The organism is Streptomyces sp. NPDC058650 (genome assembly GCF_042717315.1).
In the GTDB taxonomy this organism is placed as follows: domain Bacteria; phylum Actinomycetota; class Actinomycetes; order Streptomycetales; family Streptomycetaceae; genus Streptomyces.
The window spans coordinates 102480-116671 of record NZ_JBHXRL010000011.1 but is presented as its reverse complement, the minus strand read 5'-3'; the positions used below and the strand labels follow the sequence as shown (position 1 = coordinate 116671).

The window sequence follows — 14192 nt, the reverse complement described above, 5'->3', positions numbered from 1 at the left end:
CTGTGTGGTCAGGGACGGACCATCAGCTGGAGCTCGAAGGAGTAGCGCGCGGCCCGGTAGAGGTGCGAGCCGTACTCGACGGCGCGGCCCGTGTCGTCGTACGTGGTGCGTTCCATCGTGAGCAGCGGGGCGCCCTCCCGCTCGTCGAGGAGCGCGGCCTCCTCGGCGGTCGCGGCGCGGGCGCCGATGGACTGGCGGGCGCTGTGCAGGGTGAGCGCGGCGGAGCGGAGCATGCGGTAGAGGCCGGTGGTCTCCAGGCGCTCCGTGTCCGGCTCGTCCGGTGCGAGGAGTCCGGCGGGCAGGTGGTTGCGCAGGTACGCCATGGGCTCGCCGTACGCGGTGCGCAGCCGCTCCAGGTAGTGGACGTCGCTGCCCTCGGGTACGCCGAGGGCGGCCGCGACGGGTGCGGTGGCGGGTTCGAGGCGGTTGGTGAGGACGCGGGTGGCGGGGCGGCGGCCCGCGGCCTCCAGGTCGTCGTAGAGGCTGCTGAGCTCCAGCGGGCGCCGGACCCTGCTGTGCACGACCTGGGTGCCGACACCCCGGCGGCGGACCAGGAGGCCCTTGTCGACGAGGGACTGGATGGCCTGGCGGACGGTGGGGCGGGAGAGGCCGAGGCGGGTGGCGAGCTCGATCTCGTTGCCGAGGAGGGTGCCCGGGGGCAGCGTCCCGTTCTCCACCGCGCTCTCCAGCTGCCGGGCCAGCTGGAAGTAGAGCGGGACCGGGCTGGTGCGGTCCACGGAGAGCGGAGGCAGGGGGGAGCCGGACTGCTTGGACACGGGGGGAGCGTAACCGGGCGCGCTGATGACCGGAAGCCGGTGGCGAGAAGCGGATGACGGGACGTCGTGACGTCCGGTTGTCCTGACAAATCCTTGACACGGCGGTCGTACGGCTCCACGGTGGGGCCATGCGCATCGGACTCATCGGTACGGGACGGATCGGGAGCTTCCACGCGGGGGTGCTGGCCCGCCACCCGGAGGTCGAGTCGCTGGTCGTGGCGGACGCGGACGCGAGCCGGGCGGCCGGGGTCGCGGGGGCGCTCGGGGCGGAGGCGGCGCCCGATGTGGCGGCGCTGCTCGGGCACGCCGTGGACGCGGTGGTGATCGCCTCGGCGACGGCCGCGCACGCGGAGTTGATCGCCCGCGCGGCCGGCGCGGGGCTGCCGGTCTTCTGCGAGAAGCCGATCGCCCTGGACGTGCCCGGCACGCGGGCGGCGCTGCGGGCCGTGGCGGACGCGGGCACCGAACTCCAGCTCGGGTTCATGCGCCGCTTCGACGCGGGCTACCGGGCGGCGCGCGAGGCGGTGCGGTCGGGGCGGCTCGGTCGGCTGCACACCGTACGGGCGGCGACGTCCGACCCGGAGCCGCCGCCCGCGGCGTACCTGCCGCTCTCCGGTGGACTCTTCCGGGACTGTCTGGTGCACGACTTCGACATCGTGCGCTGGGTGACCGGTCGGGAGGTCGTGGAGGTGTACGCGACGGGCTCGGACGCGGGTCCCGCGATGTTCCGGGAGGCGGGGGACGTGGGCACGGCCGCCGCGCTCCTCACCCTGGACGACGGCACGCTGGTGACGGTGACCGGGACGCGGTGCAACGGCGCCGGGTACGACGTGCGGATGGAGCTGGCGGGCGACCGGGACCAGATCGCGGTGGGCCTGGACGACCGGACGCCGCTCACCTCGGTGGAGCCGCAGGGGCCGCCGGCGCCGGGGAAGCCCTGGCAGGGGTTCCTGGAGCGGTTCGCCCCCGCGTACGAGGCGGAGCTCGACGCCTTCCTGCGGCTGGTGCGCGGCGAGGCCGCCAATCCGTGCGACGGCGTCGAGGCCCTGGCGGCGCTCCGGATCGCCGAGGCGTGCGAGCGGTCGCGCGGGGAGCGGCGTCCGGTGCGGGTGGACACTCTCTGAGAGGTGTCCGTTCACCACCGGACCGGGAGGTGGCGGACTCCGCGGATGAGGAGGCCGGGCACCCACTCCCAGGGGTCGCCCTCGGGGTCCAGTGCGAGCCGGGGGAAGCGGTCCAGGAGGGTACGGAGGGCGATCCTGCCCTCCAGCCGGGCGAGCGGGGCGCCGAGGCAGTAGTGGATGCCGTGGCCGAAGGCGAGGTGGCCGCGGGTGTCGCGGCGGATGTCGAAGCGGTCGGGGTCGGGGAAGCGGGCCGGGTCGCGGTCGAGCGCGCCGATCCCCACGAGGACGCTCGCGCCTGCCGGGATCTCGGTGCCGCCGAGGGTGACGGGCTCCCGGGTGAAGCGGAAGGTGCTGGTCTCGACCGGTCCGTCGTACCGCAGGGACTCCTCGATCGCGCCGTCGAGGAGGCCGGGGTCGGCGCGGAGGGCGGCGAACTGCTCCGGGTGGGTGAGCAGGTTGCGGACGGTGTTGGCGATGAGGTTGACGGTGGTCTCGTGGCCGGCGATGAGCAACAGGTAGGCCATGGCGCGGAGTTCGGGACCGGAGAGCCGGTCGCCGTCTTCGGCGCGGGCGGCGATGAGGCCGGAGAGCAGGTCGTCGGCGGGGCCCGCGGCGCGCTTGTCCTCGATGAGCTCGTCGAGGTAGCCGCCGAAGCCTTGCATCGCGGTGAGGAGGGCGGTCTCGTCCCCGGGGGCGACGAGCTCGTTCGACCAGTGGCGGAAGGTGTCGCGGTCGGCGGCGGGGACGCCGAGGAGTTCGCAGATGACGGTCATCGGCAGCGGGAAGGCGTAGGCGTCGACGAGGTCGGCGCGGCCGGCCGGTTCCATCGCGTCGGCGAGTTCGCGGGTGAGCCGCTCGACGCGGGGACGCAGGTTCTCGGCCCGGCGGCCGGTGAACACGCCCGCGACGAGTCTGCGGAGCCGGGTGTGGTCGGGGGCGTCCGCCCCGAGGAGGTGGACGCCGATGACGTCCTCCTCCGGCGGCCGTACGCCGATGACGGACGGGGACTTGGCGAGCCGGGGGTCGGCGAGCGCGGCGCGCCCCTCCTCGTGGCCGACGACCAGCCAGAACTGGAAGCCGTCGGGCATGCGCACTTCGTGGACCGGGCCGGACGTGCGGAGCTTGGCGTAGTAGGGGTACGGGTTCGCGGTGAAGTCCGCGCCGTACTCCCCCAGTTCGATGACGGACATCCCGGCAGACTATCCGACTACTTCTCTCCGTCCAGGAGGCCCGCGTCGTGGACGAGGAGGGCGATCTGGACGCGGTTGTTGAGGCCGAGTTTGGCGAGCACGCGCGAGACATGGGTCTTGACCGTGGGGACGCTCATGTACAGCTCGGCGGCGATCTCCGCGTTGGAGCGACCCCGGCCGACGGCGACGGCGACTTCCCTTTCGCGTACGGCCAGTTCGGCGAGGCGCGCGGCGAGCGCGGCGCGCCGCGACTCCTCCCGACGGTGCGGCCGGTCCGCCTCCGCCGCGACATGGCTCATCAGCTGGCGGGTGACGGCCGGGGAGAGCACCGGGTCCCCGGCGGCGACCCGGCGGACGGCGGCGACGATCTCGGCGGGCGGGGTGTCCTTGAGGACGAAGCCGGCGGCGCCCGCCCGCAGGGCGCGCAGCACCTGCTCGTCGGCGTGGAAGGTGGTGAGGACGACGACCTCGGGGGCGCCGGGGAGCGCGCGGAGGCGTTCGGTGGCGGTGAGTCCGTCCACGTGGGGCATGCGGATGTCCATGAGGACGACGTCCGGGGCGAGCCGGTCGACGAGCTCGGGGACCTCGCGGCCGTCGGCGCCCTCGCCGACGATCTCCAGGTCCTCGGCGCCGCCGAGCATGAGGGTGAGGCCCGCGCGGACCAGGGGGTCGTCGTCGACGATGATCAGCCGGATGGTCATGCGGGCCACGGTAGCCAGGCGTGGAGGGCGAATCCGCCGTCGGGGTCCGGGCCGTGCTCCATCCGGCCCCCGGCGAGGCCGGCGCGCTCGGTGAGCCCGATGAGGCCCTGGCCCGAGCCGGGGACGGGCGGGACGGGGCCGGCGGGCGCGGGGTTGTGGACGGTGACGTCGAGGCCCTCGCCGGGGCGGCCGCTCACGGTGACGGTGACCTTGGTGCCGGGGGCGTGTTTGCGGGCGTTGGTCAGGCCTTCCTGGGCGATGCGGTAGGCGGTGCGGCCGGTGGAGGCGGGGACGGTGGGCGCGCCCTCGGCGGTGTCGACGTCGAGTTCCAGGACGACGTCGGCGCCGGCCTCGCGGGACTCGGCGACGAGCGCGTCCAGGGTGGCGAGGGTCGGCTGGGGCCGGTCGCCGTCGCCGTTCTCCCCGGGCGTCCGCAGGACGCCGATGATCTCGCGCAGGTCCTGGAGCGCTTCGTGGGCGCTGTCGCGGATGACGCCGGCCGCGCGGGCGATCTGCTCGGGCGGGGCGTCGGGCCGGAACTCCAGGGCTCCGGCGTGCACGCTGAGCAGGGTCAGCCGGTGGGCGAGGACGTCGTGCATCTCGCGGGCGATGGCCTCCCGGGCGAGCCGCTGGGCCTGGGCGGCGCGGAGTTCGGCCTCGGCCTCGGCGCGCCGGGCCCGCTCGCGGAGGGCCTCGACGAGCTGGCGCCGGGAGCGGACGAGCATGCCCCAGGCGGTGACGAGCAGGATGAGGACGAAGCCGAGGACGATGGCGATCCCGGCATTGAGGGTGGGGTCGGGGCGGACGAAGACCTGGACGGTGGAGGCGGCGACGGCGAGGACGCCGATCCAGGCGACCTCGCGGAAGGGGCGGCGTACGGCGACGCTGAAGAGGCTCGCGAGGACGGCGCCGGCGGCGACCGGGGCGACGATGCTGACCAGGGAGAGGGTGACGGCCAGCCCGGCGGGCCACCGGCGGCGGAGCCAGATTGCGCAGCAGGCGGCGGCGCCGACGAGCTGGTCGAAGAGGATGACGGGCTCGCTGCTGTACTGCGCGCCGGCGTCGGCGGCGACGAGACCGACGAGGGCCGCGAGGAGGAAGAGCGAGGTGTCGACGACCCAGTCGCGGACGGTACGGCGGGGCCTGCCCGCGCCGCTCTCGCCCGGTTCGACCAGGTGGGAGGGGAGCAGCCAGCGCTGCCGTTCCGTACGGGTCATATCGGCAATGTACGCAGCCGGGGGCCCCGCGCGGGTGAGGGAAGGGCCAGGACGCTACCGAAGTCGCACGGGTCGATACTTCGGTAGCGGTGGACATGGACCTGAGTCGGACGCGGCGGGCCCGGCGCCTGGTCATGATCAAGTCATGAAGAAGTTTCTGGAGGGCGTCGGGTTCCTGCTGATCGTGTTCGGTGTCTGCGGGGTGATCCGCGAGCTGACGGACGGCTGGTTCAAACTGATGGGCCTGACCCGCTTCCTGACCGAGAACGTCTGGTTCATGGAGGGGCGGGAGCTGTTCGTCAACATCGTGATCGCCGTGCTCGGCCTGGTCCTCCTGATCGTGTCGGACCGGGTGCGGAAGTCCTGACCCTGGCGGGCACCTCGGGAGGGCGCCCCGGGCCATCAGACGCTCGCGGTGTCCGGCCGGGTCGTCTCGGCGTGCCGCACGGCCACCCGGTGGGTGGCGGAGCCGATGGCGGTGAGGACGGAGCCGGCCACGGCGAACGGCACGGAGGCGCCGAGGTAGCCGAGGAGCCTCGGCCAGTCACGCGCCTCCGCGCAGACCCGCGAGGTGTCGTGGAGGTCGTCGGCGATGATGCGGGCGCGGCAGGTCGTCGTGACGTAGTCGTGCTCCACCTCGTACGGGGTGAGGAGCAGGACCGCGAACCCGATCCAGAGCAGGCCGGCCACCGCGAGGAGGCCGAGACCCCAGCCCCGGGTGCGCCGGGCACGGGCGCGGAACGCGTCGTCGTAGGCAGGTGAACGCATGATCGGAGAACCTACCGGGCGTTCTCGTCGGCCGTGCGACGGCCCCAACTGGTGCCCGCCAGAACGAGGATCGCGCCCGCGAGGCCGAGGACTCCGGGGCGGTCGCCGGCGAGGGCGATGCCCGCGGCGGCGGCCCAGAGGGGCTCCGTACCGAGGAGGAGGCTGACCCGGGACGGGGAGCTGCGGCGGACGGCCCACATCTGCACGAAGAAGGCGAACAGCGTGCAGAAGACGGACAGGAAGAGCAGCCCGGCCCATTCGCGGGGACCGAAGTCGAGGGCCGTGGCCCAGGGCGAGGCGCCCGTGCCGGGGAAGGCCGCGATGACGGCGAAGACGGCGACGGCGGCGCCGAGCTGCACGGTGGTGAGGGAGAGCGAGTCGGCCGACCGGACCGCCTTGATCCGGGACATGGCCAGGACGTGGACGGTACGGGCGACGGCGGCGAGCAGCATGAGGAGGTCGCCGAGGGAGGGGGTGGTGAAGCCGCCGCCCTGGGTGAGCAGGACGACGCCCGCGACGGAGAGCGCGGCGGCGCCGAGGAAGGCGCGGGGTGGCCTGACCCGGGTGACTGCGGCCTCGGCGAGCGGGGTCAGGATCATGGTGAGGCTGATGATCAGGCCCGCGTTGGTGGCGGAGGTGTGGACGACGCCGTACGTCTCCAGGAGGAAGATCCCGCTGAGGATCAGCCCGAGGCCGGCGGCGCCGCGCCACTGGGGCGCGGTGAGCGCGCGCAGCTTGCGCCATCCGGCGACGACGAGGACGGGCAACACCACCGCGAAGCGCAGCACGAGGACCGCGATGACGGTGTGGGTGGTGGTGATGCCCTTGGCCGCGAGATAGCTGGCGCCCCAGACGACGGCGACGAGCAGGACGGGCAGATCGGTGAGCCAGGCCCGGCGCGGGGCGCAGAGGGACACGGGTGCGGCGATCGAAGACGAAACCGACATTGCGGGCCGTTTCTCCAACTCTTGTGGCGGGGTGGAGACTTCGGCGGCTCGCACGCGGAGCGATCACCGTACCCGGCGCGGCCGGTGGTGGCTACACCTTTCCGGGACTTTCCGCTGGTCAGTAGCTGCCGTAGGTGGGACGCCCGCCGAGCTCGTACGTGAGGATCGCGACGCCCGAGCCGGTGGTGCGCGCGTCGGTCTGCCGGAAGGCGGTGGGGCGCACCCCGTCGGCGAAGAGGCGGCGGCCGGTGCCGAGGATCACCGGGAAGACGAGCAGGCGGAGGGTGTCGATCAGGTCGTGGTCGAGGAGGGTCCGGGCGAGGCCGCCGCTGCCGTGCATCTGGATCTCGCCGTCGAGGCTCTCCTTGAGGTCGGCGACCTCCTTCGCGACGTCACCGCGGAGCAGGGTGGTCCCGGCCCAGTCGGCGGTGTCGAGGGTGGTGGTGGCGACGTACTTGGGGAGGGCGTTGAGCTTGCCGGCGATGGGGTCGTCGGGGTCGGTCTGCTTCGGCCAGTAGCCCGCGAAGATCTCGTACGTGCGACGCCCGAGGAGGAAGGCGGCGGGGCGGGTGAAGACCTCGTTCATGAACTGTCCGAAGTCCTCGTCGCCGTACGGCACGGACCAGCCGCCGTGCTCGAACCCGCCGCTGGGGTCCTCCTGCGGGCCGCCGGGCGCCTGGTGGACGCCGTCGAGGGTGAGGAACTGGGTAAGGCTGAGCGTGGCCATGGCGAGTGCCCTTTCTGGTCCTGTCCATCGTGTCTCAGAAGCTCGGACCGCACCGCTCGGCGGAACTCATCGGTGATCGGGTCGGCGTCCGATTCCCGCCAGCGTCCGACCGCCCCGCCGACTTTCATTGAACCCGCAACAACTAAGCACTTCTCACGGAGGTTTCGGGATGTCCACGATGAACGGCACGGCGGTTCTGGTGACGGGCGGCAGCCGCGGGATCGGCGCGGCCACGGCCGTCCGGCTGGCACGGGAGGGCGCGGATGTGGCCTTCACCTACGTACGGGACGAGGCGGCGGCCATGGAGGTCGCCGCGCGGATCGAGGCCGCGGGGCGCAAGGCACTGCCCCTGCGCGCGGACGCGGCCGACGCCGGGGACGCGGCGGGCGCGGTGGAGTGGGCGGCGGACGCCCTGGGCCGGCTCGACGTCCTCGTGAACAGTGTGGGCGTCGGGGTCCTCGGCCCGCTGGAGTCGCTGTCCCTGGCGGACGTGGACCGGGTCCTCGCGGTGAACGTCCGCGCGGCCTTCCTCGCCTCGCAGGCGGCGGCCGGGCGGCTGCCGGAGGGCGGGCGGATCGTCACGATCGGCACCTGCATGACGCAGCGGGTACCCGGCCCTGGCGGCACGCTGTACGCGACGAGCAAGGCGGCGCTGATCGGCCTGACGAAGGCGCTCGCCCGGGAGCTGGGCGGGCGCGGCATCACGGCCAACCTCGTCCACCCCGGTCCCATCGACACCGACATGAACCCGGCGGACGGGCCGTACGCGGAGGGCCAGGCGGCGATGACGGCGCTCGGCCGCTTCGGCACGGCGGACGAGGTGGCGGCGATGGTCGCCTTCCTCGCGGGCCCGGAGGGGCGGTACGTGACGGGGGCGGAGTTCGCGGTGGACGGCGGGCACGCGGCCTGACCGACGGGGGCACCGCGAGCAGGCGCCGTCACCGACGGGACCGGCGAGTGAGCCGAAGGGGCGCGCCGGGGGAACATCCCCGAGCGCGCGGAGCCCCCGACGAAGGAGGGGGCGAGCACGGTCGGGGCTGTGAGCCCGGCTGTAGCGCCCCGGAGGCGGACCGAGCCCAAAAAAAGGGGGGGTTGCGCGAGGGCGCACCGTGCTGTCGGTCGGTGCGCCCTCGCGGGCCGGGCGGGGTGTCGTACCCGCCCGGTTCAGAGGGAGGCCGGTCGGGCCGGCCCCCGGTTCTCGGGTGTCCTGCGGTCAGCCGCCCAGCTCCTGGTGGCGGGCGGTCAGCCGCGCCGCGCCGGCCTCCGTGAGGGAGCCGAAGAGGCGGAGGCGGGAGATGCCGCCGTCCGGGTAGATGTCGACGCGGATCCGGGATCCGACCGCCGGGGTGTCGAGGACGAACCGGTGGTTGGTGTCGGGCTGGAGGCGGGTCCGGGGCAGGATCTCGGCCCAGTCGTCGGAGCCTTCGGCCGCGACCGAGAGCGCGGCCCAGCCCGCGCTGTTGCCCTTGAGGTAGGCGGTGTCGATCTCGACGGCGCGGATCTCGGACTCGGCGACGAGCTGGTAGCGGATCCAGTCGTTGCCCTTGTCGCGGCGGCGGCGGGTCTCCCAGCCGTCGTCCATCTTGCGGGAGCGGCCCGGCTGGATGGTGTTGGTGGCCGGCGAGTAGAAGCGGTCGGAGGCGTCCTCGACCTGGCCGCCGTTCTCCAGGGCCGCGAGGTCGAAGGTGCCGAGGACGGCGAGCCAGCGCGGGTCGGGGGCGACCTCGCCGTAGACGCGGAGGCGGGCGATGCCGCCGTCGGGGTGCTGGTTGACGCGCAGGTGGGTGAAGCGCTGTTCGACGTCGACGGCGAAGCCGTTGGCGGCGTGGCCGCCGACGGCGGTGCGCGGGACGAGCGTCGTCCACTTCACGTCGTCGGCGAGGAGCTCCTCGGGCGAGGGCGAGCCGGCCACGGAGGTGGCCTCGACGGAGACGGCCTGCGGGTAGTTGCCGCGGAAGTGGGCGGTGTCGATGACGATGCCGCGGACGACGCCGGGGGCGCCGAGGCGTACGAGCGCCCAGTCGTGGTCGTCCTCGGTGGGGTGCGGCTGCTGGGCGGAGACGCCACGGCGGCGGCGGGTCTCCCAGCCGTCCATGATCTTGCCCTTGTGGCCGAAGTGCTCGGGGTCGAACTCGGCGGCCTCGGGCTTGAGCAGGTTCTCGCGCTCGGCGAAGAACTCGTCGTTGGCCGCGACGACGCCCGCGCCGAGGCGCCGGTCGGCGAGGTCGGCGTACTGGGTGAACGGGAAGTCGGCGGTGCGGTAGTCGGCGTACGGGTCGCCGCCGCCGTAGGGGCTGGCGTCACCGGTGAAGCCGGGTATGACGGACACGTCAGTTGTTCCTTTCGAGGAGGCGGCCGGAGGGCTCGGCGAGGGTGCCGTGGTCGACGATCCGCTCCCCGCGCAGCCAGGTGGAGGCGACGACGCCGCTCAGGGTCTTGCCCGCGTAGGCGGTGATGCGGTTGCGGTGCTGGAGTTCGGCCGGGTCGACGGTGAAGGTCGCGTCCGGGTCGATGACGGCGAAGTCGGCGTCACGGCCGGCCTCGATGGCGCCCTTCCGCGACAGGCCCGCGAGTCGCGCGGGGGCCTCGGACATCCAGCGGACCACGTCCTCCAGGGAGTGGCCGCGGCGCCGGGCCTCGGTCCAGATCGCGGGGAGGCCGAGCTGGAGGGAGGAGATGCCGCCCCAGGCGGAGGAGAAGTCGGGGGTCTTCAGGTCCGCGGTCGACGGCGAGTGGTCCGAGACGATGCAGTCGATGACGCCGTCGGCGAGCCCCTGCCACAGGGCGTCCTGGTTGGAGGCCTCGCGGATGGGCGGGCAGCACTTGAACTCGGTCGCGCCGTCGGGGATCTCCTCCGCGGTGAGCGTGAGGAAGTGCGGACACGACTCGACCGTGACCTTGACGCCGTCCGCCTTCGCGGCGGCGATCAGCGGCAGCGCGTCGGAGGAGGACAGGTGCAGGACGTGGACGCGGGCGTTCAGCCGTCGGGCCTGGTTGACCAGGTTCTCGATCGCCGTGTTCTCGGCGTCCCGGGGACGGGAGGCGAGGAAGTCCGCGTATTCGGCGGAGGACTTCTGCGGTGCGGCCGCGAGGTGGTGGGGGTCCTCGGCGTGCACGATCATCAGGCCGTCGAAGCCCGCGATCTCGGCGAGCGAGTTCGCCAGCTGCTCCTGGTCCAGCGACGGGAACTCGTCCACGCCGGACGGCGACAGGAAGCACTTGAATCCGTAGACCCCCGCGTCGTGCAGCGGGCGCAGGTCCTTGACGTTGTCGGGCAGCGCGCCGCCCCAGAAACCGACGTCGATGTGCGCCTTCGTGCGGGCGACGTCCTGCTTCACCCGCAGGTTCTCCACCGTCGTCGTCGGCGGGATGGAGTTCAGCGGCATGTCGAGCAGCGTGGTGATGCCACCGGCGGCCGCCGCGCGGGTGGCGGTCCAGAAGCCCTCCCACTCGGTGCGGCCCGGGTCGTTCACGTGCACGTGGGTGTCGACGAGGCCCGGCAGGACGACGTCGTCGCCGACGTCCTCCAGGCGGGCGCCGGCCGGTACCTCGGCGTCGTACGGCAGCACGGCAGCGATCGTCCCGCCGGAGACGGCGATCGACGCCGGGCGCGTCCCCTCGGGGGTGATGACGCGAGTCGAGCGCAGGACCAGGTTGACGTCCACCCATACCCCTTCTTCAAGCGATCCACTGAGGAACCGAGAAATTCAACGAACTGTTGAAGGAGTCTTCACTTCCGGACGACATGTCGTCAAGGGCACACTTCCAGCATCGGCCGTCGGCGAACCCGACTTAGATGTTTCCACAAAGTGGAATGGAAATTCCGTACAGTAGAACGTAGCTCCCCACATGTGAGGCGGAGCCGGACCGCGCCGAGCCCTCCCCGACACCCGGACAAACACCCCCTGACCGGCCCGTACGCCGGTACCGGGACCAGGTGTCCCGGCCGGTGGCCCGGTAGGCTGCTGACTTGCCCGCCTGCCTCGAAAGGACCGTTGACGTGCCGACGTCCAGCGCCAGCACCACCGACGCCGCCAAGCCCGCCGCCGCGAGCGGTGGCGTCCAGTCCCTTGAGCGTGCCTTCGACCTCCTTGAGCGGATGGCCGACGCCGGGGGCGAGGTCGGGCTGAGCGAGCTCTCCGCCAGCAGCGGACTGCCGCTCCCCACCATCCACCGCCTGATGCGCACCCTCGTCGCCTGCGGCTACGTGCGCCAGCAGCCCAACCGGCGGTACGCGCTCGGCCCCCGCCTCATCCGGCTCGGCGAGTCCTCCTCCCGCCTCCTCGGCACCTGGGCGCGCCCCTTCCTGGCGCGGCTCGTCGAGGAGACCGGCGAGACCGCCAACATGGCGCTGCTCGACGGGGACGAGATCGTGTACGTCGCCCAGGTGCCGTCCAAGCACTCGATGCGCATGTTCACCGAGGTCGGCCGGCGGGTCCTGCCGCACTCGACCGGCGTGGGCAAGGCGCTCCTCGCGCACACCCCGGCGGAGGAGGTGCGCGCGCTGCTCGCCCGTACCGGCATGCCGGCCGCCACCGAGAAGACCATCACCACGCCGGACGGCTTCCTCGACGCCCTCGAAGCGGTCCGCGCGACGGGGTACGCGGTCGACGACAACGAGCAGGAGATAGGGGTCCGCTGCCTCGCGGTGCCGGTCCCCGACTCCCCCACCGCCGCCGCGATCTCGATCTCGGGTCCGGCCGGCCGGGTCACCGAGGCGGCCACGGAGAAGATCGTCCCGATCCTCCAGCAGGTCGCCCGCGAACTGTCGGCGGCGCTCGCCAACACGACGGGCAACGGCCAGGGCTGAGCCCGGAGCCTGCCGTACCGCACACGCGGAAGGGCGCCCGGAACCTTCGCGGTTCCGGGCGCCCTTCCGTATGCGTCACACCCGCTCGGCCTCCGTCACCCGACCGTCCTGGACCGTCACCGTGCGGTCCGTGCGGGCCAGATGGGTGCTGTCGTGGGTCACGAGCACCGTCGCCGTGCCCCGCTCGGCCGTCAGGCCGGCCAGCAGGTCCATGACCGCCGCGCCCCGCTCGTGGTCCAGGGCGCTCGTCGGCTCGTCGACCAGGAGCACGGACGGCTCGTTCATCAGGGCCCGCGCGATGTTGATCCGCTGCCGCTGACCGCCCGACAACTGGTGCGGGCGGCGGTGCGCCTGGTCCGCGAGGCCCACCGCGTCGAGCAGGTCCATGGCCCGGCCCCGTACCGACGTCGGCGCGCGCCCCGACAGGTGCGCCATCACCTGGAGCTGTTCCGCCGCGCTCAGCGAGGCCAGCAGGTTGGGCTGCTGGAAGACGATCCCGATGTGCTCGCGCCGCAGCTCGGCGCGGGCGGCGGGGGTGAGCGGCCCCGTGTCCGTACCGGCGACGACGACCTGTCCCCGGTCCGGGGTCACCAGGGTCGCGGCCACGGCCAGCAGGCTGGACTTGCCGGAGCCGGAGGGGCCGACGACGGCCGTGAGGGTGCCCCCGGGGACGGTCAGGGAGACGGAGTCGAGGGCGGTGAGCCGGCCGTCTCCGTCGGGGTAGGTCAGGGTGACGGCGTCGAGGACGAGGCTCATCGGGCGCTCCCGAGGGCGGTGAGGGGGTCGACGGCGGTGATCCGCCGGATGGACAGGGCGGCGCCGAGCACCCCGAGCACGATGATCACGGCGGCGGGCCCGAGCACGGTGAGCGGTTCCAGGACGAAGGGCACGTTCCCGCCGCTGACGAGGGCGCCGATGCCGACCGCGAGGGCGGTGCCGAGCAAGGTGCCCGCGGTGAGCATGAGGACGGCCTGGCCGAGGGCGTCCTTGAGGAGGTACGGCGTGGAGGCGCCGAGCGCCTTGAGGACGGCGACGTCGCCGCTGCGCTGGATCGTCCAGACGGTGAAGAAGGCTCCTATGACGAGCGCGGAGATCGCGAAGAGGAAGCCGCGCATCAGCTGGAGCGAGCCGTTCTCGGCCTGGTAGGACCCTATGGCGGTGAGCGCGTCGTCAATGGTCCGCGCCTCGGTCCCGGCGGCCTTGTCGCCGGCCGCCCAGTCGACCCCGCTGCCGTCGTCACTGCCGCCGCCGCTCCCGCTGAGCGCGATGACGGTGGCCTGCTCCTGCGGGGTGGTGCCGCTGTGCCCGAGCTGCTGCCAGTCGTCGAGGGAGGTCCACACGACCGGGGTGTGGCTGTACGAGGCGTCGCCGGAGACGGCCGTGACGGTGGCCTCCAGGGGTCCGAGGCGCAGCGCGTCGCCGACGCCCACGCCCAGTTCCTCCGCCGCGGACTCGGAGAGGACCGCCTTGCCGGCACCGAGCCGGCCGCTCTCGGGCGCGAGACCCGTCCCCGGCTCCGTGCCGAAGGCGGAGACGGCGGCGGTACGGTCCCCGGCGGCGGCGTTGAGCGTACGGATGCCGAGCGGCGCGGCCTCCGTCACGCCGGGCCGCTTCGCCCACCCGTCCCACTGCTCCTCCGTCACCGTCGAGCTGGTGAAGGAGACCGACTGCCCGGACGGCGGCGCCGCGAAGGCCAGCCGGTCGGCGGGCAGGCCGGTGATCGCGGAGATGTTCTCTCGCGCGAGCCCGGCGGTCAGCCCGGACAGCAGCCCCACGAGCAGGGTGATCAGGACGATCACGGAGCCCATGAGGGCGAACCGCCCCTTGGCGAATCTCAGGTCTCTCCATGCCACGAACATGGTGACCAGGGTGGTCCGAGGGGGGCGGTCCGGGCATCGCGCCACGGATGGCTCCGCAATCAAACTTTCGGTT

Annotated in this window: 15 protein-coding genes; 4 read left to right on the top strand and 11 right to left on the bottom strand. The window is 73.3% G+C overall.

All coding sequences use genetic code 11. From position 1 onward, the window contains the following. Positions 1 to 8 precede the first annotated feature (8 nt). The gene (locus tag ACFWWU_RS21100) at positions 9 to 737 is read right to left on the bottom strand and encodes a GntR family transcriptional regulator (RefSeq protein WP_384147474.1); all 729 of its coding nucleotides are present in this window, start codon (positions 735 to 737) and stop codon (positions 9 to 11) included. 167 nt (positions 738 to 904) lie between these two features. Between ACFWWU_RS21100 and ACFWWU_RS21095 the strand changes: the two genes are divergently transcribed. Continuing rightward, positions 905 to 1900: a Gfo/Idh/MocA family oxidoreductase gene (locus ACFWWU_RS21095; protein ID WP_384147344.1), complete on the top strand. Its 996-nt coding sequence runs from the start codon at positions 905 to 907 to the stop codon at positions 1898 to 1900. Between the two features lie 11 nt (positions 1901 to 1911). Here ACFWWU_RS21095 and ACFWWU_RS21090 read toward each other — a convergent pair whose 3' ends face one another. The 3 genes from ACFWWU_RS21090 to ACFWWU_RS21080 are packed head-to-tail and all read right to left on the bottom strand — an operon-like array spanning position 1912 to position 5008. Next, positions 1912 to 3090: a cytochrome P450 gene (locus ACFWWU_RS21090; protein ID WP_384147343.1), complete on the bottom strand. Its 1179-nt coding sequence runs from the start codon at positions 3088 to 3090 to the stop codon at positions 1912 to 1914. Between the two features lie 17 nt (positions 3091 to 3107). After that, on the bottom strand, positions 3108 to 3791 hold the full coding sequence (locus tag ACFWWU_RS21085) for a response regulator (RefSeq protein WP_384147342.1): 684 nt from the start codon (positions 3789 to 3791) through the stop codon (positions 3108 to 3110). Then, positions 3788 to 5008: a sensor histidine kinase gene (locus ACFWWU_RS21080; protein WP_384147341.1), complete on the bottom strand. Its 1221-nt coding sequence runs from the start codon at positions 5006 to 5008 to the stop codon at positions 3788 to 3790. The genes ACFWWU_RS21085 and ACFWWU_RS21080 overlap by 4 nt, the downstream gene beginning before the upstream one ends. A gap of 145 nt (positions 5009 to 5153) precedes the next feature. On the opposite strand from ACFWWU_RS21080, the gene ACFWWU_RS21075 reads away from it, so the two are divergent. Continuing rightward, positions 5154 to 5375 (top strand): hypothetical protein, encoded by a 222-nt coding sequence (locus ACFWWU_RS21075; RefSeq protein WP_384147340.1) that lies wholly within the window; start codon positions 5154 to 5156, stop codon positions 5373 to 5375. 35 nt (positions 5376 to 5410) lie between these two features. On the opposite strand, the gene ACFWWU_RS21070 is transcribed toward ACFWWU_RS21075, so the two are convergent. The 3 genes from ACFWWU_RS21070 to ACFWWU_RS21060 form a co-directional block, all read right to left on the bottom strand. Further along, the gene (locus ACFWWU_RS21070) at positions 5411 to 5776 is read right to left on the bottom strand and encodes a hypothetical protein (RefSeq protein ID WP_384147339.1); all 366 of its coding nucleotides are present in this window, start codon (positions 5774 to 5776) and stop codon (positions 5411 to 5413) included. 11 nt (positions 5777 to 5787) lie between these two features. Beyond that, positions 5788 to 6723 carry a DMT family transporter gene (locus ACFWWU_RS21065; protein WP_384147338.1) on the bottom strand — a complete coding sequence of 312 codons (936 nt, stop codon included), beginning with the start codon at positions 6721 to 6723 and terminating at the stop codon, positions 5788 to 5790. Between the two features lie 118 nt (positions 6724 to 6841). Next, complete coding sequence (locus ACFWWU_RS21060) at positions 6842 to 7450, bottom strand: dihydrofolate reductase family protein (protein WP_384147337.1); 609 nt, start codon at positions 7448 to 7450, stop codon at positions 6842 to 6844. Positions 7451 to 7619: 169 nt separating this feature from the next. Here ACFWWU_RS21060 and ACFWWU_RS21055 point away from each other — a divergent pair, with 169 nt between their 5' ends. Then, complete coding sequence (locus tag ACFWWU_RS21055) at positions 7620 to 8360, top strand: SDR family NAD(P)-dependent oxidoreductase (protein WP_384147336.1); 741 nt, start codon at positions 7620 to 7622, stop codon at positions 8358 to 8360. Between the two features lie 303 nt (positions 8361 to 8663). On the opposite strand, the gene alc is transcribed toward ACFWWU_RS21055, so the two are convergent. Both alc and allB read right to left on the bottom strand, forming a co-directional pair. Then, complete coding sequence (gene alc / locus ACFWWU_RS21050) at positions 8664 to 9779, bottom strand: allantoicase (protein ID WP_384147335.1); 1116 nt, start codon at positions 9777 to 9779, stop codon at positions 8664 to 8666. Position 9780: 1 nt separating this feature from the next. Continuing rightward, on the bottom strand, positions 9781 to 11115 hold the full coding sequence (gene allB / locus ACFWWU_RS21045) for an allantoinase AllB (RefSeq protein ID WP_384147334.1): 1335 nt from the start codon (positions 11113 to 11115) through the stop codon (positions 9781 to 9783). 335 nt (positions 11116 to 11450) lie between these two features. On the opposite strand from allB, the gene ACFWWU_RS21040 reads away from it, so the two are divergent. Beyond that, positions 11451 to 12260, top strand: coding sequence for an IclR family transcriptional regulator (locus tag ACFWWU_RS21040; RefSeq protein WP_024758417.1), 810 nt, complete (start codon positions 11451 to 11453; stop codon positions 12258 to 12260). 75 nt (positions 12261 to 12335) lie between these two features. On the opposite strand, the gene ACFWWU_RS21035 is transcribed toward ACFWWU_RS21040, so the two are convergent. Together ACFWWU_RS21035 and ACFWWU_RS21030 are read right to left on the bottom strand one after the other, a co-directional pair. Continuing rightward, positions 12336 to 13016: an ABC transporter ATP-binding protein gene (locus ACFWWU_RS21035; RefSeq protein ID WP_384147333.1), complete on the bottom strand. Its 681-nt coding sequence runs from the start codon at positions 13014 to 13016 to the stop codon at positions 12336 to 12338. Further along, positions 13013 to 14119, bottom strand: coding sequence for an ABC transporter permease (locus ACFWWU_RS21030; RefSeq protein ID WP_384147332.1), 1107 nt, complete (start codon positions 14117 to 14119; stop codon positions 13013 to 13015). Before ACFWWU_RS21030 ends, ACFWWU_RS21035 begins: the two co-directional genes overlap by 4 nt. Positions 14120 to 14192 lie beyond the last annotated feature (73 nt).

Excerpts from the sequence above, each read along its gene's own strand:
- ACFWWU_RS21095 (WP_384147344.1), top strand. The coding sequence starts at position 905 with ATGCGCATCGGACTCATCGGTACGGGACGGATCGGGAGCTTCCACGCG.
- ACFWWU_RS21090 (WP_384147343.1), bottom strand. The coding sequence starts at position 3,090 with ATGTCCGTCATCGAACTGGGGGAGTACGGCGCGGACTTCACCGCGAAC.
- ACFWWU_RS21085 (WP_384147342.1), bottom strand. The coding sequence starts at position 3,791 with ATGACCATCCGGCTGATCATCGTCGACGACGACCCCCTGGTCCGCGCG.
- ACFWWU_RS21080 (WP_384147341.1), bottom strand. The coding sequence starts at position 5,008 with ATGACCCGTACGGAACGGCAGCGCTGGCTGCTCCCCTCCCACCTGGTC.
- ACFWWU_RS21075 (WP_384147340.1), top strand. The coding sequence starts at position 5,154 with ATGAAGAAGTTTCTGGAGGGCGTCGGGTTCCTGCTGATCGTGTTCGGT.
- ACFWWU_RS21070 (WP_384147339.1), bottom strand. The coding sequence starts at position 5,776 with ATGCGTTCACCTGCCTACGACGACGCGTTCCGCGCCCGTGCCCGGCGC.
- ACFWWU_RS21065 (WP_384147338.1), bottom strand. The coding sequence starts at position 6,723 with ATGTCGGTTTCGTCTTCGATCGCCGCACCCGTGTCCCTCTGCGCCCCG.
- ACFWWU_RS21060 (WP_384147337.1), bottom strand. The coding sequence starts at position 7,450 with ATGGCCACGCTCAGCCTTACCCAGTTCCTCACCCTCGACGGCGTCCAC.
- ACFWWU_RS21055 (WP_384147336.1), top strand. The coding sequence starts at position 7,620 with ATGTCCACGATGAACGGCACGGCGGTTCTGGTGACGGGCGGCAGCCGC.
- ACFWWU_RS21035 (WP_384147333.1), bottom strand. The coding sequence starts at position 13,016 with ATGAGCCTCGTCCTCGACGCCGTCACCCTGACCTACCCCGACGGAGAC.
- ACFWWU_RS21030 (WP_384147332.1), bottom strand. The coding sequence starts at position 14,119 with ATGTTCGTGGCATGGAGAGACCTGAGATTCGCCAAGGGGCGGTTCGCC.